Annotated in this window: 17 protein-coding genes; 6 read left to right on the top strand and 11 right to left on the bottom strand. The window is 67.9% G+C overall.

Going from position 1 to position 22,356, the window contains the following annotated elements; translation table 11 throughout:
* Nucleotides 1–291 precede the first annotated feature (291 nt).
* From VAR608DRAFT_RS29490 to VAR608DRAFT_RS29500, 3 genes are read right to left on the bottom strand one after another with little or no spacing between them, the layout of a single operon-like run.
* Entirely contained in the window at nt 292–1,557 is a 1,266-nt protein-coding gene (locus VAR608DRAFT_RS29490) for a TIGR03862 family flavoprotein (RefSeq protein ID WP_088957304.1), read from the bottom strand.
* Entirely contained in the window at nt 1,554–4,796 is a 3,243-nt protein-coding gene (locus VAR608DRAFT_RS29495; RefSeq protein WP_088957305.1) for a UvrD-helicase domain-containing protein, read from the bottom strand. The genes VAR608DRAFT_RS29490 and VAR608DRAFT_RS29495 overlap by 4 nt, the downstream gene beginning before the upstream one ends.
* Nucleotides 4,793–7,342 (bottom strand): PD-(D/E)XK nuclease family protein, encoded by a 2,550-nt coding sequence (locus VAR608DRAFT_RS29500; protein WP_088957306.1) that lies wholly within the window; start codon nt 7,340–7,342, stop codon nt 4,793–4,795. The genes VAR608DRAFT_RS29495 and VAR608DRAFT_RS29500 overlap by 4 nt, the downstream gene beginning before the upstream one ends.
* 128 nt (nt 7,343–7,470) lie before the next feature.
* On the opposite strand from VAR608DRAFT_RS29500, the gene trxA reads away from it, so the two are divergent.
* A complete protein-coding gene (trxA, locus tag VAR608DRAFT_RS29505; RefSeq protein ID WP_088957307.1) occupies nt 7,471–7,803 on the top strand; it encodes a thioredoxin TrxA in 333 nt (110 codons plus the stop codon).
* Nucleotides 7,804–7,983: 180 nt separating this feature from the next.
* On the top strand, nt 7,984–9,249 hold the full coding sequence (rho, locus tag VAR608DRAFT_RS29510) for a transcription termination factor Rho (RefSeq protein ID WP_088957308.1): 1,266 nt from the start codon (nt 7,984–7,986) through the stop codon (nt 9,247–9,249).
* Here the strand turns inward: rho and VAR608DRAFT_RS29515 are convergent, their stop codons facing one another.
* Nucleotides 9,250–10,311 (bottom strand): oxidoreductase, encoded by a 1,062-nt coding sequence (locus tag VAR608DRAFT_RS29515; protein ID WP_088957309.1) that lies wholly within the window; start codon nt 10,309–10,311, stop codon nt 9,250–9,252.
* Nucleotides 10,312–10,428: 117 nt separating this feature from the next.
* Here VAR608DRAFT_RS29515 and VAR608DRAFT_RS29520 point away from each other — a divergent pair, with 117 nt between their 5' ends.
* From VAR608DRAFT_RS29520 to VAR608DRAFT_RS29530, 3 genes are all read left to right on the top strand, one after another.
* Nucleotides 10,429–10,686 (top strand): type B 50S ribosomal protein L31, encoded by a 258-nt coding sequence (locus VAR608DRAFT_RS29520; RefSeq protein ID WP_088957310.1) that lies wholly within the window; start codon nt 10,429–10,431, stop codon nt 10,684–10,686.
* Nucleotides 10,687–10,768: 82 nt separating this feature from the next.
* A complete protein-coding gene (locus VAR608DRAFT_RS29525; RefSeq protein ID WP_088957311.1) occupies nt 10,769–12,499 on the top strand; it encodes a hypothetical protein in 1,731 nt (576 codons plus the stop codon).
* Nucleotides 12,492–13,832 (top strand): MATE family efflux transporter, encoded by a 1,341-nt coding sequence (locus tag VAR608DRAFT_RS29530; protein WP_088957312.1) that lies wholly within the window; start codon nt 12,492–12,494, stop codon nt 13,830–13,832. The genes VAR608DRAFT_RS29525 and VAR608DRAFT_RS29530 overlap by 8 nt, the downstream gene beginning before the upstream one ends.
* Here the strand turns inward: VAR608DRAFT_RS29530 and phoR are convergent.
* The 7 genes from phoR to pstS all read right to left on the bottom strand — a co-directional run bounded on the left by phoR (nt 13,816) and on the right by pstS (nt 20,581).
* The gene (gene phoR, locus VAR608DRAFT_RS29535) at nt 13,816–15,153 is read right to left on the bottom strand and encodes a phosphate regulon sensor histidine kinase PhoR (protein WP_157731151.1); all 1,338 of its coding nucleotides are present in this window, start codon (nt 15,151–15,153) and stop codon (nt 13,816–13,818) included. The two genes, VAR608DRAFT_RS29530 and phoR, sit on opposite strands and share 17 nt — an antisense overlap.
* Nucleotides 15,154–15,192: 39 nt before the next feature.
* Entirely contained in the window at nt 15,193–15,885 is a 693-nt protein-coding gene (phoB, locus tag VAR608DRAFT_RS29540) for a phosphate regulon transcriptional regulator PhoB (RefSeq protein ID WP_088957313.1), read from the bottom strand.
* Between the two features lie 54 nt (nt 15,886–15,939).
* Complete coding sequence (gene phoU, locus VAR608DRAFT_RS29545) at nt 15,940–16,641, bottom strand: phosphate signaling complex protein PhoU (RefSeq protein WP_088957314.1); 702 nt, start codon at nt 16,639–16,641, stop codon at nt 15,940–15,942.
* Between the two features lie 127 nt (nt 16,642–16,768).
* The gene (gene pstB / locus VAR608DRAFT_RS29550; RefSeq protein WP_088957315.1) at nt 16,769–17,548 is read right to left on the bottom strand and encodes a phosphate ABC transporter ATP-binding protein PstB; all 780 of its coding nucleotides are present in this window, start codon (nt 17,546–17,548) and stop codon (nt 16,769–16,771) included.
* 5 nt (nt 17,549–17,553) lie between these two features.
* Nucleotides 17,554–18,441: a phosphate ABC transporter permease PstA gene (pstA, locus tag VAR608DRAFT_RS29555; protein ID WP_088957316.1), complete on the bottom strand. Its 888-nt coding sequence runs from the start codon at nt 18,439–18,441 to the stop codon at nt 17,554–17,556.
* Nucleotides 18,438–19,508 (bottom strand): phosphate ABC transporter permease subunit PstC, encoded by a 1,071-nt coding sequence (gene pstC, locus VAR608DRAFT_RS29560; protein WP_088957317.1) that lies wholly within the window; start codon nt 19,506–19,508, stop codon nt 18,438–18,440. Before pstC ends, pstA begins: the two co-directional genes overlap by 4 nt.
* A gap of 20 nt (nt 19,509–19,528) precedes the next feature.
* On the bottom strand, nt 19,529–20,581 hold the full coding sequence (gene pstS, locus VAR608DRAFT_RS29565; RefSeq protein ID WP_088957318.1) for a phosphate ABC transporter substrate-binding protein PstS: 1,053 nt from the start codon (nt 20,579–20,581) through the stop codon (nt 19,529–19,531).
* Nucleotides 20,582–20,816: 235 nt separating this feature from the next.
* Here pstS and VAR608DRAFT_RS29570 point away from each other — a divergent pair, with 235 nt between their 5' ends.
* Nucleotides 20,817–22,355 carry a Ppx/GppA phosphatase family protein gene (locus VAR608DRAFT_RS29570; protein ID WP_088957319.1) on the top strand — a complete coding sequence of 513 codons (1,539 nt, stop codon included), beginning with the start codon at nt 20,817–20,819 and terminating at the stop codon, nt 22,353–22,355.
* Nucleotide 22,356 lies beyond the last annotated feature (1 nt).

Genomic DNA, 22,356 nt, shown 5'->3' on the forward strand with positions numbered 1-22,356 from the left:
TCACAGGTCGACGCGCCCGAAACAGGCCAGGGTCACCGCACAGGGACCGTCCTACTAGATGGGGCGCGCCGGTAACAGGGGTAAGCCCAAGCGCGATGCGTGCATGTTGCATGTGGTGCCGGATGCGCATACCCGGCACGGATAGAAGGTTGTCCGAGCCTTGGCTCGAACGCTTGTCACGCCCCAACCTCGCATCACGAGGCACTCCTTCCGAACGGCCATCGCACTCTTGCCCGCACCTACCGCAATCAACGCCACTGTCGATATCTGGATGTGAAACCCCTTGACAATTCAGTCCTCATAGAAGGGCCTGTTCACGCTATGTGGGGTACGAAGCGCGCCCTCGGCCGCGACGACGCCGCTGGCCATGCAGGCCGTCAGCAGATAGCCGCCCGTCGGCGCTTCCCAATCGAGCATCTCGCCGGCCACGAAGACGCCCGGCAATGCCAGGCTCTGCAGGTTGCCGTCGAGCGCCTCGAAGCGCACACCGCCGGCGGTGCTGATGGCTTCGTCGATCGGCCTCGGCGCGACCAGCCGAAGCGGGACCGCCTTGATCGTTTCGGCGAGCCTTTCGGGCGAATGCATCTCGTCTTTCGCGAGCACTTCGTGCAGCACGGCCGTCTTGATGCCATCGAGGCCCAGCCGGCTTTTCAGATGGCTCGCAACCGATCGCGAACCGCGCGGATGCAGCACCGCGGCGCGCACCTGCTCCGGCGTGCGGTCGGGCAAGAGGTCGAGCGCCAAGGTGGCGCTGCCATGCGCCGCGATCTCGTCGCGCAGCAAGTCGGACGCGGCGTAGACCAGGCTTCCTTCGATGCCCGTCGCGGTCGCGACGAATTCGCCCTTGCGTGCAAATCGGCGCCCCCGCGTGTCGGTGAACGAGATCGCCACCGACTTGAAGGGCATGCCGGCGAAGCGCTCGGCGAAGTAAGGCGTCCACCCGAGATCGAAACCGCAGTTTGCCGGGACCAGCGGCGCGACATCGATGCCGCGCGCCGCCAGCCACGGCGCCCATGCGCCATCGGAGCCGAGCCGCGCCCAGCTCGCGCCGCCGAGCGCGAGCACGACCGCATCGTGCGACGCGGCGATATCGCCGCCCGGCGCCCTGAAACGCAAGGTGGTCGCCGGCGCCGGATCATCGGCCCATCCGGTCCAACGATGACGCATGTGGAACTGCACCCCGGCCTGCCGCAGCCGGTGCAGCCAGGCACGCAGCAGCGGCGCGGCTTTCATGTCCTTCGGAAAGACCCGGCCCGATGTCCCGACGAAGGTTTCGATCCCGAGCCCGTGGGCCCATTCGCAGAGCGCGTCGGGGCCGAACCGGCGCAGCAGCGGCTCCACCTGCGCACGTCGCTCGCCAAAACGCAGGGCGAAGCGGTCGAAGGGCTCGGAATGCGTGAGGTTGAGCCCGCCGCGCCCCGCAAGCAGGAACTTGCGTCCCACCGACGGCATGGCGTCGTAGAGATGGACCTGGGCGCCCTGCCGGCTCAGGACCTCGGCCGCCATCAATCCCGCGGGACCGCCGCCGACGATGGCGACTGACTTGTCTTTGTTCATTCGAGTGTGACCAGTTCGCCCTGCCCGGTCAGGAATGCCGCGCGCACGGTTTCGCCGGGATAGGCTTCCCGCACCGCATCGCGGTAGCGGTTCAGTTGTGCGATCAGCGCCGCGTCGCGTTCGGGGCGGGCGGCCGACTTGTAGTCGAGCACCCACCACGCGCCGCTCTCGCGATGGCGCACCAGCCGGTCGATGCGCAGGACCTGTCCCTGGTGGACCAGCGTGACCTCGTTGCCGTGCCAGTCCAGCGATTCGATGTCCCACGCCCAGGCGCCCGCGCCGACGCGAATGCGCTGCGCCATCGCGGCCGCCGCGCGCGTGGCCTGCAGATCGAGCGCGAATTCGCGCGCGGCGGCGCGCAGATGCTCCGTCGCCAGCGGTGCGCCCGGCTGCGTCCATTCGAGCAGGCGATGCATCGCCTGGCCGAGCGCCGAAGCGCGCGTGTCGGTGCGACGAAGCGCGGGGCCGGACGGCCTCGCGACCGCCTCCGTCGCCAGATCGGGAAGGCCGAGCATCTCGAACGACGGCGGTGCCGGCACGGACGATGCGGCAACAGCCGCCGCCACGTCCTCGATGGCATCGCAGCGCGGTTCGAGCCGCGCCCACCAGCTCTGGCCATTGGCCCGCGCGGCGGCGACGGCGGAAACGACCAGTTCCTCGCGCGCGCGCGTGGTCGCCACGTAGAGCGCGTTGATTTCCTCGCGATGCCTTGCCGACTGTTCCTGCGCGAGGTCGTCCGTCGCGCAGGCCGGGGGATTCTTTTCGCTCGCGATGAACACGAAGCGCTCGGGCGCGGGCGCATGGCCGGGCCACTTCACGAGCACGCCCATGGTCTGCGCCCGTTGCGCCGAAGCGTCGGTGTCGAGCAGCAGCACCACCTTGGCCTCCAAGCCCTTGGCGCCGTGGACCGTGAGCAGCTGCACCGCCTCCGCCACCGACAGCGAAGGCGCGCGCACACCGCCGGCGCGCAGCGCGCGCACGAAGCCGTAGGGTGTCGCGAAACGCGCGCCGTCGAGTTCGAGCGATGCGGCCAGAAGCCCTCGGAGGTTGGCGAGAACGGAGGCCCGCATCGCCGCCGGCGCGGGAGCGGCGAAGGCCGAAAGCACGTCGGCGTCGTGATAGATCGCGGCGAGCGCATCGTGCGGCGGCAGGTCGTGCAGCCATTGCTGCCATTCGCGCAACCGTGGACCGATGCCGGCCAGCGGCGCCGGCCAACCCGGCGCTTGCAGCAGATCGAACCAGCTCGTGCGGGTATCGCGCTGCCGGAGTGCGATCTGCACCAGCGCGTCGTCGGGGAGGCCCCACAGCGGCGACTTCAGCGCACGCGCGAGCGACAGGTCGTGGTCCGGCGACACCAGCGCATCGATGAGCGCGACCATGTCCTGCACTTCCGGTGCGTCGTGCAGCTCGTTCTTTTCCGGCTGCTGGACCGCGACATGGAGCCTGCGCAGCTCGTCCTGCATCACCGCGAGGCGGCTGCGGCGCCGCGCGAGCACCATGATCTGGCTCGGTGCGAGGCCCTCGGCGATGCGCGCCGCGATCCATCGGGCGGCCTGCTGGCATTCCTTCTGCAGCAGCTTCTCTTCGGGCAGCAGGCGCGGCGTCGTCAGGCTGTCGCGCCACGCAGGCGCGATGTCCGCCGCCTCGTCCGGCGAAGCCGAAGCGATCGCGTCGCGCCCGATCAGCGGCAGCTTGAGGATGCGCCCCGCGCTGCCGGATTCGGTTGTGTGATCGCGAAAGCCGCTGAACTCGCCCGCCTGCTGCGCCTCGTCCATCGCGGCGTTCACGAGGCCGATCACGGCCTGCGCGTTGCGATGCGTGTGGTCGCAGTTGAGCAGGTCGCCACCGAGCCCCTGCTGCACGAATTCCTTGGCGGCGATGAAGACCTGCGGCTCGGCGCGGCGGAAGCGGTAGATGCTCTGCTTAGGGTCGCCGACGATGAACACGCCCGGCCGCCGCGCACCCGCGCCGGCATAGCTGCCGAGCCAGCCGTTGAGCGCCTGCCATTGCAAGGGGTTCGTGTCCTGGAACTCGTCGATGAGCAGGTGCCGCACGCCGGCGTCGAGCCGCTCCTGCACCCAGCCCCAGAGCTCCGCATTGCCGAGCAACAGGTGCGCCGCCTGTTCGACATCGTTCATGTCGACCCAGCCGTTGGACACCTTCACCTCGGCGAAGCAGCTGACGAGCAGCCGCGTCAGGCGGGCCATGCGTTGCTGGTAGAGCCACGCTTCGTGCTGGGCGCGCGCCGCGCAGTACTGCAGCACGCGCTGCTGTGCCGCGCGCACATCCTCGATGCCGGCGAGCTTTTCGCCGAACTTGCGCGGCTCGCCCTTTTGGGTGAGCAGCGCATCGAGCACCGCCTCGGCATCGCCGTCGGTCACGGCCTGCTCGAGCTCGACGCCGCGGCGCGAGAAGGTCGACGCGCTCGCGCGGCCCAGCGCGCGCGCAGCCGCCAGCAGCGCGCCGCGCCAGGCGGGGTCGTGCAGCAGCACGTCGTCCGGCGACTCGGCACCCGCGAAGGCGGGATCCATCCCCTGCATCGGCGTGACGGCGCCGTCGACGGCTTGGTGCGCGTCGGCGAGCGCGAACTCGACGCGGCGCGTGAGCGCTTCGTCGAGCGCCTTGGCCACCTGCGATCGGCCATGCCTGGCGACCAGCGCGCGGTAGTCCTCGGAGGCCTGCGCGTCCGCCGTCACCGCTGCGTAGAACGGGCGCCAGACACGTACTCGCGCCTTCGCATCGTCTTCGAGCAACTGGTAGTTGGCGGGCAGCCGCAATCGCTCGAGCACCGCGACCGGCGCGCTGCGCAAGAGGCCCGCGAACCACGCGTGAAAGGTGCGGAACTGCACCGGCCGGCCGTGTCCCAGAAGCTCGCGATAGAGGCCCTTCAGCCGCGGCGCGGCGGCCTGTGCCGCTTCGGGCGCCATGCCGCGCATCCGCAGCTCGGGCACCAGTTCCTCGATCGGCTGGCCGGCAAATTTCTCCAGCCATTGGTCCAGCCGCTCACGCATTTCGCCGGCCGCCTTCTTGGTGAAGGTGATCGCGAGAATCTCGTGCGGCGCACAGGCGGCATCGCCGTCCACGAGCAGGGCGCGAAGAATGCGCGAGACCAGCATCCAGGTCTTGCCCGCGCCGGCACACGCTTCCACGGCGACCGAGCGGCGCGGATCGCACGCGATCTCGTAGAAACGCTCGCGCGAAACATGCGCGCTGTTGTGTTCGTAGGCGGCAGCAATCATGGCTGCCCCTCCCAGAAGTCCTTGCGGCAGAGGCCGCGCGCGGCGCAGTGCTCGCAGACCTGCCCCTCGCCGAGCGCCGGCAGCGCAGCGCCCTCGGCGATGCGATCGAGGTCATCGATCACGCCGTTCACCAGCGCGTCCCGGGCCTGCACGATGTCCTCCTGCTCGAAGGTGCGCGTGCCGGACGACTTCTCGCCGACGTTGACGTAGGCGGCGCGCAGCGTGTCGTCCGGGAAAAGGGCGGCGTAGAACGCGAGTTGCGTGTCCTCGCAGGGGTCCTTCACGCGGTCGCGGGTCTTGTCGGCGGACTCGGTCTTGTAGTCGATCACGAAGGCCCGGCCGTCGGGCGTCGCATCGACGCGATCCAGCCGGCCGACCAGCCTGATGCGCGCCAGCGGCACTTCCTTCCAGGGTTCGGATTCCACGAACACCGCGCCCTCGCCGGCCTCATGGCCCGCGAGCCAGGCGAGGTATCCGTCCCGCGTCGCGGGCCAGGCGGCGGCGAACGGCAGGAACTCGGCTTCGGAAAGACCGAATTCGCGCGTCGCCTGTTCTTCGGCGGCCGCCATCATGCTTCGCCGCGCCTGCAGTTCGGGAGTCGGGTCGTTCTTCAGCGCCTCATGAAAGTGGCCGAGCACCGCATGCAGCCAGTTGCCGAAGTCGCGCTTGTCGAGCTCGGCGTCGAGTTCGTCGCTGCTGCGCAGGCCGAGCTGGCGCAGCGCGAAGAACCGGTAGGGGCAGCGGCGCAGGTCTTCGTACGCGGTCGACGAGAGCGTGGCCGGCACCAGCGCATCGCCGTGCGGGCGCGGATGCGGCGTCGGCTGCGTCGCCACTTGCACGGGCTGGCGTGGATCGGCCGCGTCTTCGGCCGCGCCGTCGAGATGAAGCATCTGCACGAGAGGACTCGGCCGCACCGGCTCGCCGCTCGCATCGAACTGGCGCCAGAGCACGTCGCAATGCGGCGCGCCCGTCGCAACGGCCCAGCCGGCCCGCTGCGCGGCCTCCAAAGCCTCGCGCGAGGGCAGTGCCAGTGCTTCGCGCTGCGAAGCGCTCCAGTCGCCGGGCGGCTCGGGTGACGCCGGCAGACGCTGATCGTCGCAGCCCGGCACCACCACGGCGGCGAAGGGGCGACCGAGCAGATGATGGAGCGGCAGGATCACGACCTGAAGCGGCTCCGATTCGGCGGGCACCAGCACGAAGCTCGCCGCTTCGAGCACATCGCGCACCCACGCCGTGAACTCGACCAGCGTGCAGCGCGGGCCGCGGATCTCCCCGGACTCGGCATCCAGATGCAGCGCAGAGATCGCCTCCGCACCGGCGACATCGCCCATCAGGCCGAGCCATTGGCCACTGGCGTCGAGCAGCGCGCGCGTGTCGGCGAGCCACTCGCCGAGAGGACGCGGGCGCGACAGCGTGGCACGCAGCGCCTCGACGGTTTCCGTCAGCGTCGCGAGCGCCAGGTCCTGCGGCTTGGCGCTGGCCGCGACGAACGAGCACCAGCCGCGCCAGTCGCGCATGGCGCGGTCGCGCAGGCGCGACTCGAGCGAGAGCACTGCGCCGCGATCGAAGGCGTCGGCATGCTTGAGCCAGTCCAGCACCTGGTCGCTGCCGGCGTCGTGGACCGAGGCGCGCAGCGCGCTCATCAATCCGGCCGCCGCGCGTGTGGTCGACAGCTTCCAGCCGGTCTCGTCGTGCGGCGCGACGCCGTGCAGGGCGAGATGCGCGCTGATGCGTCGCGTGAGGGCCCGGTCGGTGGCCACCAGGGCGACCGGCGCCCGGCCTTGCGCCAGGTGGCGCAGCACGCAGGCGGCAGCCCGTTCCGCCTCGTCCTCGGGATCGCCGGCCGCATGAAGGGCAACCTGTGACGGCTGGTTCGTCGTCGCGAGCGGCAGGCGCAGGCAACGTTCGCCGAATCGCTCGGCGAGCTTGCGGATGAGCGGATCGGGCTGCAGGCCGTCGAGCACGATCAATTGATCCACCTGCGCCAGGGCACCGGTGGCGAACAGGACATCGGTCGCGTAGCCCGAACTGCCAGCCCAGGCGAGCGCCACGCCGTTCAGCGCGCTTTCGACGTCGAACCACTCCGAGCCGCGCCCGGCCTCGATCGACTCGCGCACGCGCTGCATCCATGCCATGCGTTCGTCCGGCAACTCGGCCGCGGCCAGGGGCGCCAACTGCAATGCGATCTCGACCAGGCGCCCTGCAAGCGCATTGCGCGACGCGCCGAACCCGGCCCGCCCCAGCAGCGACTGTGCGGTGAGGAGATCGCGCGCCATGTCGAAGGCGATGTCGTCCGCGTCCGGCACGAAGCCGCCGATGCTGCGCGCCCAGTTGCGCGTGGTCTCGAAGCGCGGCGCGAAACCCGGCGCACCGTGAGTCGCCCACATGGCGCGCGCAGCCTGCATGAGTTGCGCATACGGCACCAGAACCACCGTGCGGGCAGGATGCAGGCCGCGCTCGGCCACGAGGCGCGCGATGCGGCCGACGATGCCGCGGCCGGGGTCGCACCAGAGCGCGTGCGCAGGGTGCTGCTCAGAAGGATGCATGGGATGTCGAAGGCGTGCTTTGGCTATCGCAGCCATAGCTTCCGCGCCGGTCACGCCGGAACTTGGTTTCTGTCACAATGACCCGCACTTTAGCTGCACCGAAACTCTCAGCGCAGAAGGACACATCCATGGCCAGCGAACTCATCAAACACATCTCCGACTCTTCTTTCGAAGCCGACGTGCTCAAGTCCGGCAAGCCCGTGCTCGTGGATTACTGGGCCGAATGGTGCGGTCCCTGCAAGATGATCGCGCCGATCCTCGACGAGGTCTCCAGCACCTACGAAGGCAAGCTGCAGATCGCCAAGATGAACGTCGACGAGAACCGCGACATCCCCGCCAAGTTCGGCATCCGCGGCATCCCTACCCTGATGCTGTTCAAGGACGGCCAGCTCGCCGCGACCAAGGTCGGTGCGATGAGCAAGGCGCAACTGACCGCCTTCATCGACCAGCAGCTCGCCTGAAAAGAGTCTCCCGGCCGCCAGCGCGCAATGCGTTGGCGGCTTTTTTCCTGTCATAATTACCCGCAGTTCACCGGCCCTTTCCGGGGCCCGGTTCGAGTTCCCCGGGTTGTGAGGCATCTCTCGCTTCACATCAAACCTCCCCCCCAAGTTTTGACAGCTATCCCCGCAAGGGGTCGTTCCATGCACTTAAACGAACTCAAGGCACTTCACGTCTCCGAAGTCCTCAAGCAGGCCGAGGCCCTGGAGATCGAAAACGTCGGTCGCATGCGCAAGCAGGAACTGATGTTCGCGATCATCAAGAAGCGTGCGAAGGCCGGCGAACAGGTGTTTGCCGACGGCGTGCTCGAGATCCTGCCCGACGGCTTCGGGTTCCTGCGCAGCCCCGACACCAGCTTCACCGCGAGCACGGACGACATCTACATCTCGCCGAGCCAGGTGCGCCGCTTCAACCTGCACACCGGCGACATGATCGAAGGCGAAGTGCGCACGCCCAAGGACGGCGAGCGCTATTTCGCGCTGACCAAGCTCGACAAGGTCAACGACGGTCCGCCGGAGGCGAACAAGCACAAGGTCATGTTCGAGAACCTGACCCCGCTGTTCCCCAAGCAGTTGATGCGCCTCGAACGCGACAACTTCAAGGGCGACGAGAACATCACCGGCCGGATCATCGACATCATCGCCCCGATCGGCAAAGGCCAGCGCGCGTTGCTGGTGGCCCCGCCCAAGAGCGGCAAGACGGTCATGATGCAGCACATCGCGCACGCGATCAGCGCCAACTACCCCGAGGTGCACATGATGGTGCTGCTGGTGGACGAGCGGCCCGAGGAAGTGACCGAGATGCAGCGCACCGTGAAGGGCGAGGTCATTGCCTCGACCTTCGACGAGCCCGCAGCACGCCACGTGCACGTCGCCGAAATGGTGATCGAGCGCGCCAAGCGCCTGGTCGAACTCAAGAAGGACGTGGTGATCCTGCTCGACTCGATCACCCGCCTCGCCCGTGCCTACAACAACGTCGTGCCCTCGTCCGGCAAGGTGCTGACGGGCGGCGTGGATTCCAACGCCCTGCAGCGTCCCAAGCGCTTCCTCGGCGCGGCGCGCAATGTGGAAGAAGGCGGCTCGCTGACGATCATCGGCACCGCCCTCATCGACACCGGCAGCCGCATGGACGAAGTGATCTTCGAAGAGTTCAAGGGCACCGGCAATTCCGAAATCCACCTCGACCGCCGCCTCTACGAGAAGCGCGTGTTCCCGTCGATCCAGCTCAACCGCAGCGGCACCCGTCGCGAAGAACTGCTGTTGCCGCCCGAGATCCTGCAGAAGACCCGGATCCTGCGTCAGCTCATGTACAACATGGACGAGATCGAGGCGATGGAGCTCATGCTCAAGAACATGAAGGCCACCAAGACCAATGTCGAGTTCTTCGACATGATGCGTCGCGGCGGCTGATCAGCGCGCCGCCAGGGCCCGCCCTTCGGCGGCGCTTTGTCGGCCGAGGTCGAGCAGTTCCATGAGCTCGACCGCCTGTTCCGGCAGCACCGGATTCGGGCCCTGCCCCAGAATCGCATCGCGCAGCGCGGTGTAGTAGGCGACATAGTTGCCCGCCTTCGTGGGCAGCTTGCGCGTCTGCATGCGGCCGTCGGCCGCGCACAGCGTGAGTTCGCCGTCGATCGGATCCGCGCCCCATGCGGCATCCGAAGGACGCCCACCGGCGCGCAAGGCGTCTTCCTGGGGATCGACGCCGCGCTTGACGTAACTGCCCGTGGTGCCATGCAAGATGTACCGCGGCGCCGCGTATGCAGCCAGCGTGGTCGCGTGCAGCACGACCCTGAGCGGCGCGTGCGGACCGCTCTCGTAGCGCAGCACGGCATGAAAGTAGTCCTCGACGAGCGCCCCATCGCGCAGGACCGCGCTGTCGAGCTGAAGTGCATCGGGGCGGCCGAACAGCTGGACCGCCTGGTCGACGAGATGCGAACCGAGGTCGACCCAGAGACCGGCGCCCGGCACGGGCTGCTCGCGCCAGCGGGCCCGCACTTCGGGCCGAAAGCGGTCGAAATGCGATTCGAAATACACCGGGCGCCCCAGCTCACCGCTGGCCAGGACGTCTCGCAAGGTCAGGAAATCCGAATCGAAGCGGCGGTTCTGGTAGACGGAAAGCACCCGCCCCTGCCGCTCGGCCAGCGCCGCCAGTTCGCGCGCCTGCCCCGCATCGAGGGTGAACGGCTTGTCCACCACCACATGCTTGCCGGCCGCAAGCGCCGCCTTGGCGACCGGGTGGTGCTGGGCGTTGGGCGCCGCGACGACGATCAGATCGATGTCGGTTCGGCGCAACAGCGCGTCCACGTCCGGGACCACATCCACCCCGGGCCAGTCCGCATGCACCTTGTGCGGCTGCGAGCTCGCCACGGCGCCGAGCTCCAATCCGGGCACGGCCGAGAGCACCGGGGCGTGGAAGGTCTGACCGGCGAATCCATAGCCGACCAGGCCGGCACGCAGGGTGGTTTGGGACATGGCTGGGGCCTCTGGCGCATAAAAGGTCCAGTATGCGATAATTGCGGGCTTCGCGAAAAGTGCACCGCGGCGTTGTGCCGCGTGGTTGTGGCTCTCGCATCGACCAAAGGAATCATCATGAAAGAAGGCATTCACCCGAACTACCGCGAAGTTCTGTTCGTCGACCTGTCGAACGGCTTCAAGTTCGTGACCCGTTCGTGCGTCAACACCAAGGAAACCGGCAAGACCGACGATGGTCGTGAACTGCCTCTCTTCAAGCTCGATACCTCGAGCGAATCGCACCCCTTCTATACCGGGACGCAGAAGTCGGTCGATAACATGGGCGGCCGCGTCGAGAAATTCCGCAACCGCTTCGGCAAGACGGCTTCCAAGTAAGGAAGGCGCTTTTCGTGTCGAGGGCAGCCCGGTTTACCGCGCTGCCCTTTTTCTTTCCCAACGAGCACGCTCTCCTTTCGAGGTGAATCACCCGACGCCCGCCATCGTTGCCCAGAGCGCAGTGCGCCGGCTGCCGCGCATTGCACTGCTGCTCCTGTGCGCGGCGTACCTGATGCCCGGCCTGCTCGGCCGCGGCCCCTGGAAGAGCGCGGACATCACTGCGTTCGGCTACATGGCCGAACTGGCCCAGAGCAGGGACGGCATTGCCGCCTGGTTCGACCCGGTGCTGCTCGGGCTGCGGCCCGAGACGCCGGCCCTGCTTCCCTACTGGATCGGGGCCTGGGCGATCAAGATCGCCCCCTCGTGGATCAATCCCGACCTGGCGGTGCGCATCGCCTTCGCGCTGCTTCTGGCGGGCGCCTTCACCGCCACGTGGTATGCCGTCTACTACCTGGCACGCACGTACCGGGCCCAGCCGGTGGCGTTCGCTTTCGGCGGCGAGGCGCGGCCGACCGACTATGCGCGCGCCATCGCCGACGGCGCGCTCCTCGCGCTGATCGCATCGCTCGGACTGGCCCAACTGGGGCACGAAACCACGCCCGCCCTCGCGCAACTGTTCTTCGCCTCGAACCTGTTCTTCGGTGTCGCGGCGCTGCCGTACCGGCGCATCGGCCCGGTCGCCGCGCTGATCGTGGGCGCCTTCGGGCTGGCGCTCAGCGGCGGCCCGACGGTGGGCCTGACGCTCGGTATCGGCTGCGGCGTGATCCTGCTGGTCGAACGCAAGCGGCTGCCGGCCGAGGAAGTGCCCGCGTCCGAACCCACCTACACGACGGCCTCGATCGCGGCGGTGTTCGGCATCACGCTGCTTGCGGTGGCGCTGGCGGCCGCACTCGGCCTCTTCGAGTGGCGGATCGATCTGCCGACGTCCCAGCGCCTGCTGCCCGAAGTGCGCAACCAGGCCAGGCTCCTGCTCTGGTTCACCTGGCCGACCTGGCCCCTCGCCATCTGGACGCTCTGGCGCTGGCGCCGGCAGTTGACCGCACGCCATGTCGCCCTGCCCCTCTGGTTCGCGGCCGTGCCCCTGCTGGCGACCTGGACCACCAACTTCTCCGAACGGTCGCTGCTGCTCGGCCTGCCGGCCTTCGCGACCCTCGCCGCCTTCGCGCTGCCGACATTCCGGCGCAGCGTGGCCGCGCTGATCGACTGGTTCACGCTCCTGTTCTTCAGCGGCTCGGCGATCATCATCTGGGTGATCTGGGTCGCGATGCAGACCGGCGTGCCGGCCAAGCCCGCCGCCAACGTCGCCAAGCTGGCCCCCGGGTTCGTCCCGCACTTTTCCTTCGCGCCCTTCATCTTCGCGCTGACGGCGACGCTGGCCTGGGCCTGGCTCGTGCGCTGGCGTACCGGCCGCCATCGCGCGGCGCTGTGGAAGACCCTCGTCCTGCCCGCCGGCGGCGCCGCCCTCTGCTGGATGCTGGTCATGACCCTGTGGCTGCCGGTGCTCGACTTTGCCCGCAGCTATGTGCCGCAGGTCAACGCGATCGCCGAGCGTGTCGGCCAGCCGGGCTGCATTTCCGAGCTTGCGCTCGGCCGGCCGCACATCGCGGCGCTGCGCTATCACGGCAATTTCAACGTCCAGCCGCTGATCGGCGGTCCGCCCTGCCCCTGGCTGCTGGTCAACCCCGACGCGATCGCGAAGCTCCACGAGATCGTGAATCTCGAAAGCTGGCGCCTCGTCGGCACCCTGCGCCGTCCGACCAGCGCCGCGGACGACCTGCTGCTGTACCAGCGACTGACGCCCATCGGTGGCTAGCGAACGGGGCGTCATCGGACGCCACGCCGCGACGGTCTTCGTCGGGCAGATGGCGGTCATGGCTTTCGGCGTCACCGACACGATCGTCGCGGGCCGCTATGCCGAAGGCGCGCTGGCGGCACTGTCGGTGGGCTCCGCGATCTTCATCAGTGTCTATGTCTCGCTGATGGGGGCGCTGCAGGCGCTGCTGCCGATCTGGGCCGAGCTCCACGGCGCACGGCGCGCATCCGAGGTCGGGCGCTCGGTCCGGCAATCCCTCTATGTCTGCGGCGCCGCGATCGCGATCGGCATGGCGATCCTGCTGTTCCCCGCGCCGATGCTGCGCTGGACCGAGGTGCCCCAAAGCATGCGCGGCGACGTCGAGGCCTATCTCGGCGTGCTGGCCTTCGCGCTGGCGCCGGCCCTCTCCTTTCGCCTTTTCAGCACGCTCAACCAGGGCCTCGGCAAGCCGCAGCTCGTGACCTGGCTGCAGCTGGCGTCGCTGGGCATCAAGCTGCCGCTGTCGATCTGGTTCGCCTTCGGCGGTGCGGGCCTGCCGGCGATGGGCCTCGTCGGATGCGGCTGGGCCACGCTGGTGGTGAACTACGCGATGCTCGGTGCGGCACTCTGGCTGCTGCGCGCCGAGCCTTCGTACCGCGAGTACCGCTTCTGGCAGCGGATCGAGCCGCCGGACTGGGCCCAGCTGCGCCGGTTCGGGAGGCTGGGCATTCCCGCCGGGCTCGCCGTGCTGGTGGAAGTGACCTCGTTCACGCTGATGGCGCTGTTCATCGCCCGCCTCGGGACAACGGCCTCGGCGGCGCACCAGATCGCTGCAAACCTGACGGCGGTCGCCTACATGGTGCCGCTGTCGCTCGCCATCGCCACGAGCGCGCGGGTGAGCTTCTGGCTCGGCGCGGGCGATCCGTTGCTCGCGCGGCAGGCGGGGCGCAAGGGCTTCCAGCTGACCGTACTCTTCGCGCTGCTCGTTGCATCGGCGATGGCGCTCCTGCGCTGGCAGCTGGCCGGCATCTATTCGGCCAATCCTGCGGTCATCGCGCTGGGCGCGACGCTGCTGCTGGCAACCTCCTCCTATCACCTTGCCGACGCGCTGCAGACGCTGTGCGTCTTCGTGCTGCGCTGCTATCAGGTGACGGTGATGCCGTTGATCCTCTACTGCACGCTGCTGTGGGGCGTCGGCCTGGGGGGCAGCTATCTGCTGGCCTATCGCGGGATCGGGCCCTGGGCGGCGATGCAGTCACCGCTCGCGTTCTGGCTCATGAGCGCGGTCGCGCTCTTCATCACGGCCGTGCTCTTTCTGGTGCTGCTCGCGTGGACCGTCAGGCGACGGCGGTGACCGCAGCAGGAGTCTTGCGCAGCCGCGTGACCGGAAACACCAGCGTGAAGCGCGAGCCCTCGCCCACCTTGCTCTCGATGCGCAATTCGGCGCCGTGCCGCTGCGCGATGTGCTTGACGATCGCGAGGCCGAGGCCGGTGCCGCCGGTTTCGCGCGAACGGCTGCGGTCGATGCGGTAGAAGCGCTCCGTGAGCCGCGGGATGTGCTCGGCGGCGATCCCGGGACCGGTATCGCGCACCGAGAACTCACCGCGGCCGTCAGGCAGCACGCGCCAGACCACGGTGACTTCGCCGCCCGGCGGCGTGTAGCGCACGGCATTGCTCACGAGATTCGACATGGCGCTTTGCAGTTCGGTGGGCACGCCTGCGATCTCGGAGTCCGCCTCCATGCTGAACGACAGGCGATGGCCCTGCTGCGACAGGCGGCTCGACAACCCGCGCGCCTCGTCCTCGCACTGGGCCAGCAAGGCGCGCACGCGGATCCACCGGTTGGGCGGCGGTGCGCTGCTGCCTTCGAGGCGCGACAGGGTCAGCAGGTCGTTGACCAGCGTTTCCATGCGGTGCGACTGCTGGCTCATCAGGTTGAGGTAGCGGGCGCGCTCCTCGGCATCCAGCGGCAGGTTCTGCAAGGTCTCGACGAACCCGGCCAGTACGGTCAGCGGCGTGCGGATCTCGTGCGAGACGTTGGCCACGAAATCGCGCCGCATGGCCTCGGCCTGCTCGAGGGCCGTGACATCGCGTGTAAGCAGCATGCGGCGGTTGCCCGAATAGGGGTGCACCTGAACCGACAAACGGCAGGGCTGGTTGCGGTGCATCGCCTTCGAGGGCGCATCGATCACTACATCGCGGCTGTAGTTCCACGAAGCCAGGTAAGCGACAAAGGCCGGGTCGCGCACCAGGTTCGAAAGGTGCTGCAGCAGGTCGCGCTCGGTGTCGATGCCGAGTTGCTCCCCCGCCGTCTGGTTGCACCATTCGATGCGGCCCTGCTCGTCGAGCAGCACCACGCCGTTGGGCGAGGCCTGGATCGCTGCGAGGAACTCCTGCAGCCGCTCCTCGGCCTGCTGCGCGAGCTTTTCGCGATCGCGCAGCAGCTTGCGGATGCGCTCAGCCAGTTCGACCCAGAGCCCCGGGCCACGCGAAGGCAGCCCGACGGCATCGTTGCGCAGCACATTCAGGAGCCGGTGTGCGCGCCATGTGTCGAGCGCGAGCCACGCCAGCGCACCCACCCATGCACCGAGCCAGATGTGGCGCCAGGCGACGAATGCAGCAACGCCGCCGCCCACGAGCGAAGCCAGGAGAAAAGTCGCGATACGAAACGGCATGCCCGGACATTATCCCGCCCAACTCAGCGGGCGGGCCTCTCAGACGGTGGCCTGTGCGGTGAGCCGGTAGCCTGCACCCCGGACCGTCTCGACCATGGGCGCGGCCGGGCCGAGGGATTCGCGCAGGCGCTTGACGTGGACGTCGACCGTGCGCTCCTCGATGTAGACGTGGTCGCCCCAGACCTTGTCGAGCAGTTGGGCCCGGCTGTGCACGCGCTCGGCATGCTGCATCAGGAAGCCCAGCAGCTTGAACTCGGTCGGCCCGACCTTCAGCGGATTGCCCTGCCAGGTGACGCGGTGCGTCGCGGTGTCGAGCGCAAGCTCGCCGATCTCGACGCGCTCCGTCACGACTTCGGGCGCCCGGCGGCGCAGCACCGCGCGGATGCGTGCGAGCATCTCCTGCGTCGAGAAAGGCTTGGTGATGTAGTCGTCGGCGCCGGCGTCCAGCCCGGCGACCTTGTCGGGCTCGTCGCCGCGCGCGGTCAGCATCAGGATCGGGATGGTCTTGGTGCGCGGGTCCTTGCGCCACTGGCGCGCGAGCTGCAATCCGCTCTGGCCCGGAAGCATCCAGTCCAGCAGCACCAGGTCCGGCAGGAACGCATCGATCTCGCGCTGCGCGGATTCGCCGTCTTCAGCCCAGATCGGCTCGAAACCGTTGTGCCGGAGGTTGACGGCGATCAGCTCGGCGATCGAAGACTCGTCCTCGACGATCAGAATGCGTGGTTTCTTCATGAATCCTCAGATTCTCCGTTCATTCGCAAGGCGGCACACGACCGCCTCGCGTGCTCATTGCAGTTGTGCTTCGATCTCGTTCATCGAGGCGTGGCGGACGTCCGCGCCCTTCACGATGTAGATGATGAACTCGGCGATGTTCTTCGCGTGGTCGCCGATGCGCTCGATCGCCTTGGCGAGGAACAGCAGGTCCAGGCTCGCGGAAATCGTGCGCGGGTCTTCCATCATGTAGGTGACCAGCTTGCGCACGAAGCCGTCGAACTCCTTGTCGATCAGGTCGTCGTCCTTGAGGATCGACAGCGCCGCGGCGGTATCGAGCCGCGCGAACGCATCGAGCGCCTTGCGCAGCAGGCCCGAGGCCAGGTCCGCGGCGATGCGCAGCTCGGTCGACGGCAAGGCGCGCGCCGCACCGCTCTCGATGATCGACTTGACCATGCGCGCGATCTTGTTCGCCTCGTCGCCCACGCGCTCGAGGTTGGCGGTGGTCTTGGAGATGGCGATCAGGAGCCGCAGGTCGCGCGCGGTCGGCTGGCGGCGCGCGATGATCGACGACAGTTCGCGGTCGATCTCGATCTCCATCGCGTTGACGCGGTTCTCGGTCTCCATGACGCGCTCGGCCGTCTCGGAGTCGAACTCCTGCAGCGCATAGACCGCCTGGTTGATCTGCGATTCCACGATGCCGCCGAGCTCCATCACGCGCGACGACACCATGTTCAGTTCGCTGTCGAACTGGCTGGAAAGGTGCTTTTCTGTCATCTCATAACTCCTGGTCAGCGCGCATCTTTACGGGGAACACCGCGGGACCGGCTCTGCCGGGCCGCTGGTGTTGCCCCCTCGAAGGGGGTTGGCGAAGCGACACGAAGTGCGCGCAGCCTGGGGGTGGTCAACCGAACCTCCCGGTGATGTAGTCCTCGGTCTCCTTGCGCTTGGGCTTGAAGAACATCTCTTCGGTCGCGCCGAATTCGATCAGGTCGCCGAGGTACATGTAGGCGGTGTAGTCGCTGCAGCGGGCGGCCTGCTGCATGTTGTGGGTCACGATGACCACGGTGTATTCGTTCTTCAGCTCGGCGATCAGTTCCTCGATCTTCGCGGTCGAGATCGGGTCGAGTGCCGAGCAGGGCTCGTCGAGCAGCAGCACTTCGGGCTTGATCGCGATGCCGCGCGCGATGCACAGCCGCTGCTGCTGGCCGCCGGACAGGCCCGAGCCGCTTTGCTGGAGCTTGTCGCGCACCTCGGTCCACAGCGCCGCCTTCTTGAGCGCCCACTCGACGCGGTCGTCCATCTCGGACGAGCTCAGGTTCTCGAACAGCTTCACGCCGAAGGCGATGTTGTCGTAGATCGACATCGGGAACGGCGTCGGCTTCTGGAACACCATGCCGACCTTGGCGCGGATCAGCGCCACGTCCTGCTTGGAGGTCAGCAGGTTCTCGCCGTCCAGCGCGATCACCCCTTCGGCGCGCTGCTCCGGGTACAGCTCGAACATGCGGTTGAAGGTGCGCAGCAGGGTCGACTTGCCGCAGCCCGAGGGGCCGATGAAGGCCGTGACCTTGTTCTCGGGGATGTCGAGGTTGATGCCCTTGAGCGCGTGGAACTTGCCGTAGTAGAAGTTCAGGTCCTTGACCGAGATCTTCGCGCGCGTGGGTTGAGCGATGGTGGATGGCATGTTGTTCAGAGCTTGTTGCGCGTGAGGACGCGCGCGAGGATGTTGAGTGCAAGAACCGCGAGCGTGATCAGGAACACGCCGGCCCAGGCGAGCTGCTGCCAGTTCTCGTAGGGGCTCATCGCGAACTTGAAGATCGTCACCGGCAGGCTGGCCATCGGCTGCGTCAGGTCGGCAGTCCAGAACTGGTTGCTCAGCGCGGTGAAGAGCAGCGGCGCGGTTTCGCCTGCGATGCGCGCCACGGCCAGCAGCACGCCGGTCACGACGCCCGCACGCGCGGCACGCAGGGTGATGCTCAGGATCACCCGCCACTTCGGCGTGCCCAGCGCATAGGCCGCTTCGCGCAGGCCCGGCGGCACGAGCTGCAGCATGTTCTCGGTCGTGCGGATCACGACCGGGATCACGATCAGCGCCAGCGCCACGGCGCCGGCAATGCCCGAGAACGACCTGAACTGGGCGACGACGAGCGCGTAGACGAACAGGCCGATCACGATCGACGGCGCCGACAGGAGGATGTCGTTGACGAAGCGGATGACGGCCGACAGCCAGCCCTTGGGGTTGTACTCGGCCAGGTAGATGCCGGCCATGATGCCGATCGGCGCGCCGATGAAGGTGGCAAGGGCCACCATCACCACCGACCCGAAGATCGCGTTGGCGATGCCGCCGGCTTCGTTCGGCGGCGGCGTCATCTCGGTCAGCGCGGCCAGCGTGAGCCCGCCGAAGCCCAGGCGCAGCGTCTCCCAGAGGATCCAGATGAGCCAGAACACGCCGAAGGCCATCGCGGCGAGCGACAGCCCCAGGGCGATGATGTTGACGCGCTTGCGGCCGGCGAACTTGGCCGCCCGCGTCTGTTCGAGCGCCTTGGCATTGCGCAGACGTTCAGCAGCGGTCGTCATGCCTTCTTCCCTTCACTCTTGCGCATCTGCTGCAGCAGCAGCTTCGACAGCGACAGCACCACGAACGTGATGAAGAACAGCACGAGGCCCAGATACATCAGCGATGCCTGGTGCAGGCCCGCGCCGGCTTCGGCGAACTCGTTGGCGAGCACGGAGGTGATGCTGTTCGCGGCCTCGAAGACCGACAGCGATGCGAGCTGGTTGGTGTTGCCGATCACGAAGGTCACGGCCATGGTCTCGCCGAGCGCGCGGCCCAGGCCGAGCATGACGCCGCCGATCACACCGGCCTTGGTGTAGGGCAGCACGACCTTCGACACCACTTCCCACGTCGTGGAGCCGAGCCCGTAGGCCGATTCCTTGAGCAGTGCGGGCGTGACCTCGAACACGTCGCGCATCACCGCGGCGATGAACGGGATGATCATGATCGCGAGGATGATCCCCGCCGACAGGATGCCGATACCCACCGGCGGCCCGGACACCAGCGCGCCGAGGTAGGGCACGCCCGCGAAGAGCTTCTGCAGCGGCTGCTGCACATAGGTGGAAAGGATCGGGCCGAAAACCAGGAGGCCCCACATGCCATAGACGATCGAAGGCACGGCCGCAAGGAGTTCGATGGCGGTGCCGAGCGGCCGCTTGAGCCAGGCCGGCGACATCTCGGTGAGGAAGAGCGCGATGCCGAAGCTCACCGGCACGGCAATCACCAGGGCGATGAAGGAGGTGGCCAACGTGCCGTAGATCATCACGAGGCCGCCGAATTCGTTCTGCACGGGATCCCACACGCTGCTGGTGAGGAAGCCGAGACCGAATTTGGAGATGGCCGGCCAGGCGCCGGCCAGCAAGGAAAGGAGGATGCCGATCAGCATCGCGAGCGTGAGCAGCGCCGCGCCTTTTGCGGCGAGGCCGAACAGGCGATCGGCCGTGGGGCCGGAGCGCGGGCGCTTGGCCGGCGGCGGGCTCGCCTTCGCACGGGCGCGCTCGGTGGTCACGTCGAGCGGCGCGGCGTTCGCAGGAAATGTGGTTGACACAGGTCGCTCCGAAAGCGGCGCGCCGTCAAGCGGATTGCCCATGGGCGCGCCGGGTGTCTTGCTTACTTGCCCGAAACCGGAGCGACGGGCTTGCCCGACGCGTCCTTGATGTCGCCCCAGGCGGTGGCGATCACGCCCTTGACCTTGTCGGGCATCGGCACGTAGTCCAGGTCGCCGGCGGTCTTGTCACCGTTCTTGTAGGCCCAGTCGAAGAACTTCAGCGTGGTCGTCGCCTGCGCCGGCTTGTCCTGCGTCTTGTGCATCAGGATGAAGGTCGCGCCGGTGATCGGCCACGACTCCTTGCCCGCCTGGTCGGTCAGCACCTGGTAGAAGCTCTTGGACCAGTCCGCACCCGCCGCAGCCGCCTTGAAGGCCGAATCGTCCGGCGACACGAAGTGGCCGTCCTTGTTCTGCATCTGGGCGTAGTTCATCTTGTTCTGCTTGACGTAGGCGTACTCCACGTAGCCGATCGAGTTGGGCAGACGGTTCACGAACGCGGCAACGCCCTCGTTGCCCTTGCCGCCCGCGCCGGTGGGCCAGTTCACGGCCGTGCCGTCGCCGACCTTGGCCTTCCACTCGGGGTTGGCCTTGCTCAGGTAGTTGGTGAACAGGAACGTGGTGCCCGAGCCGTCCGCGCGGCGCACCGGCGCGATGGCCGCGTCCGGCAGGTTCAGCGACGGGTTCAGCGCCTTGATGGCCGCATCGTTCCACTTGGCGATCTTGCCCAGGTAGATGTCGCCCAGCACCTGGCCGCTGAGCTTGAGCTCGCCGGCCTTGATGCCCTGGATGTTGACCACCGGCACCACCCCGCCGATGACGGTGGGGAACTGCATCAGGCCCTTGCTCTTGAGCTCGTCGTCCGACAGCGGCATGTCCGAGGCGCCGAAGTCCACGGTCTTGGCGTCGATCTGCTTGATGCCGGCGCCCGAACCCACGGACTGGTAGTTGATCTTGGCGCCGGTGGCCTTGTTGAAGTCGGAGGCCCACTTCGAATACAGCGGCGCCGGGAAGCTGGCACCGGCGCCTGTGGCCTCTTCGGCGAAGGCGGAAACATGCGCGGCGAACGCGGCGGCAATCAGGCCGGCGGCTGCTGCGAACTTGAACATCATTTTCATAAAGGCTTCCTTTGGTATGCACAAAAGCCCCCTCTCAGGGGTTGGCACGGACTCTAGAAAGCTTGTGTGACAGTGCGATGACACATTCGACAGAGGAGAATCATGCCCCGGAACAGGCGCCGGTGTGTGACGCTGTCATCGAACCGTCATATGGCGCGCCTAGCCTTGTCCCCTCGCCGGAAACGGCCATTGCGCCCGTCCGGCTACGATCAAGCCCCGAAATTCCAACTTCAACATGCAAAACGGAACCCGCCTCGCCGCGGTCGACCTGGGCTCGAACAGCTATCGCCTGGAAATCGGCCGGGTCGATCACGGCCAGATCCACCGTACCGAGTACATCAAAGAGACCGTCCGCCAGGGCAACGGCCTCGACAGCGCCCGCAATCTCACCCCCGAAGCGATGCAGCGGGGCTGGGACACCCTCGCCCGCTTCGCCGAACGGCTGGCCGGCTTCAAGCGCTCGGAAGTCCGCGCGGTGGCCACGCAGACGCTGCGCGAGGCTCGCAACCGCGACGAGTTCCTGTTGCGCGCACGCACCATTCTGGGGTTCGGGATCGACGTGATCTCCGGTCACGAGGAAGCGCGCCTGATCTATCTGGGCGTCGCCCACATGCTGCCGCACACCGACGCCTCGAACACCGAGCGCCGGCTGGTCGTCGACATCGGGGGGCGCTCGACGGAGATCGTCCTCGGCCAGGGGCTCGAGCCCGAGGCCATGGAGTCCTACCGCGTGGGCAGCGTCGCCTGGTCGATGAAGCACTTCGGGCAGGGCCTGTTCACGCCCGCCGCCTTCCGCGCCGCCGAGGTCGCGGCCAAGGCGGTGCTCGACGATGCGCTGTCCACCTACGTGCCGGACCGCTGGGACGTGGCCTACGGCTCGTCGGGCACGATCGGCGCGGTCGGCGACGTGCTCGCGGCCGCCGGCAGCGAGCCCGGGAGCATCACGCGCGAGGGGCTGGACTGGCTGCTCGACCGGCTGCTGAAGGCCGGCAGCGCGGACCGCCTGCGCATCGACGGCATGCGCGAGGACCGCAAGGCGGTGATCGGCGGCGGCGTGAGCGTGCTGCGCGCGGTGTTCGACCTGCTGGAGATCGAGGAGATGCGGGTCGCCCAGGGCGCCCTGCGGCACGGCGTGCTCTACGAATTGCTGGAACGCGACCATGTCGTGGCCGATCTGCGCAGTTCCACGGTCGCCCGGCTGGCGAACCGCTTTGCGGCGGATGCCGCGCAGGCCCGGCGGGTCGGCGACACCGCGGCCGAACTGTTCCTGCAGCTCGAGCCGCGCGCACGCGGCGCCAGCACCACCAGCCGTCCCGGCCGCTCGCTGCGCAAGCTCGGATGGGCCGCGAAGCTGCACGAGATCGGCACCCATGTTTCGCACAGCGACTATCACAAGCACGGCGCCTACATCCTGGACAACACCGAGGCGCCCGGTTTCGCGGTCAACGAGATGCACTGGCTCAGCCAGCTCGTGCTCGGCCACCGGGGCAAGCTGCGCAAGCTGGAAATGGTGCTGGACGACGAGGCCTTCGTCTGGCAGCTGCTCGCCCTGCGGCTGGCGGTGATCCTCTGCCACGCACGGCGCGATCCGGACCTGGAGGGCTTCAGGATCGGCCACACCCCCGGCAGCCGGCTCTTCACCATCACCACGAGGCCGGAATGGGCCGAGATCTATCCCCAATCGAGCCACCTCCTGCGGGAAGAGGTCCTGTCGTGGCAGAAGACCAACTGGCGGGTCGAGCTCGCCGGCGGGCTGATGAAGGCGGCCGCCTAAT

It is taken from the genome of Variovorax sp. HW608 (assembly GCF_900090195.1).
GTDB lineage: Bacteria > Pseudomonadota > Gammaproteobacteria > Burkholderiales > Burkholderiaceae_C > Variovorax.

Coding starts and splice junctions, on each gene's coding strand:
- VAR608DRAFT_RS29490 (WP_088957304.1), bottom strand. CDS start 1,557: ATGAACAAAGACAAGTCAGTCGCCATCGTCGGCGGCGGTCCCGCGGGA.
- VAR608DRAFT_RS29495 (WP_088957305.1), bottom strand. CDS start 4,796: ATGATTGCTGCCGCCTACGAACACAACAGCGCGCATGTTTCGCGCGAG.
- VAR608DRAFT_RS29500 (WP_088957306.1), bottom strand. CDS start 7,342: ATGCATCCTTCTGAGCAGCACCCTGCGCACGCGCTCTGGTGCGACCCC.
- trxA (WP_088957307.1), top strand. CDS start 7,471: ATGGCCAGCGAACTCATCAAACACATCTCCGACTCTTCTTTCGAAGCC.
- rho (WP_088957308.1), top strand. CDS start 7,984: ATGCACTTAAACGAACTCAAGGCACTTCACGTCTCCGAAGTCCTCAAG.
- VAR608DRAFT_RS29515 (WP_088957309.1), bottom strand. CDS start 10,311: ATGTCCCAAACCACCCTGCGTGCCGGCCTGGTCGGCTATGGATTCGCC.
- VAR608DRAFT_RS29520 (WP_088957310.1), top strand. CDS start 10,429: ATGAAAGAAGGCATTCACCCGAACTACCGCGAAGTTCTGTTCGTCGAC.
- phoR (WP_157731151.1), bottom strand. CDS start 15,153: ATGCCGTTTCGTATCGCGACTTTTCTCCTGGCTTCGCTCGTGGGCGGC.
- phoB (WP_088957313.1), bottom strand. CDS start 15,885: ATGAAGAAACCACGCATTCTGATCGTCGAGGACGAGTCTTCGATCGCC.
- phoU (WP_088957314.1), bottom strand. CDS start 16,641: ATGACAGAAAAGCACCTTTCCAGCCAGTTCGACAGCGAACTGAACATG.
- pstB (WP_088957315.1), bottom strand. CDS start 17,548: ATGCCATCCACCATCGCTCAACCCACGCGCGCGAAGATCTCGGTCAAG.
- pstA (WP_088957316.1), bottom strand. CDS start 18,441: ATGACGACCGCTGCTGAACGTCTGCGCAATGCCAAGGCGCTCGAACAG.
- pstC (WP_088957317.1), bottom strand. CDS start 19,508: ATGGGCAATCCGCTTGACGGCGCGCCGCTTTCGGAGCGACCTGTGTCA.
- pstS (WP_088957318.1), bottom strand. CDS start 20,581: ATGAAAATGATGTTCAAGTTCGCAGCAGCCGCCGGCCTGATTGCCGCC.
- VAR608DRAFT_RS29570 (WP_088957319.1), top strand. CDS start 20,817: ATGCAAAACGGAACCCGCCTCGCCGCGGTCGACCTGGGCTCGAACAGC.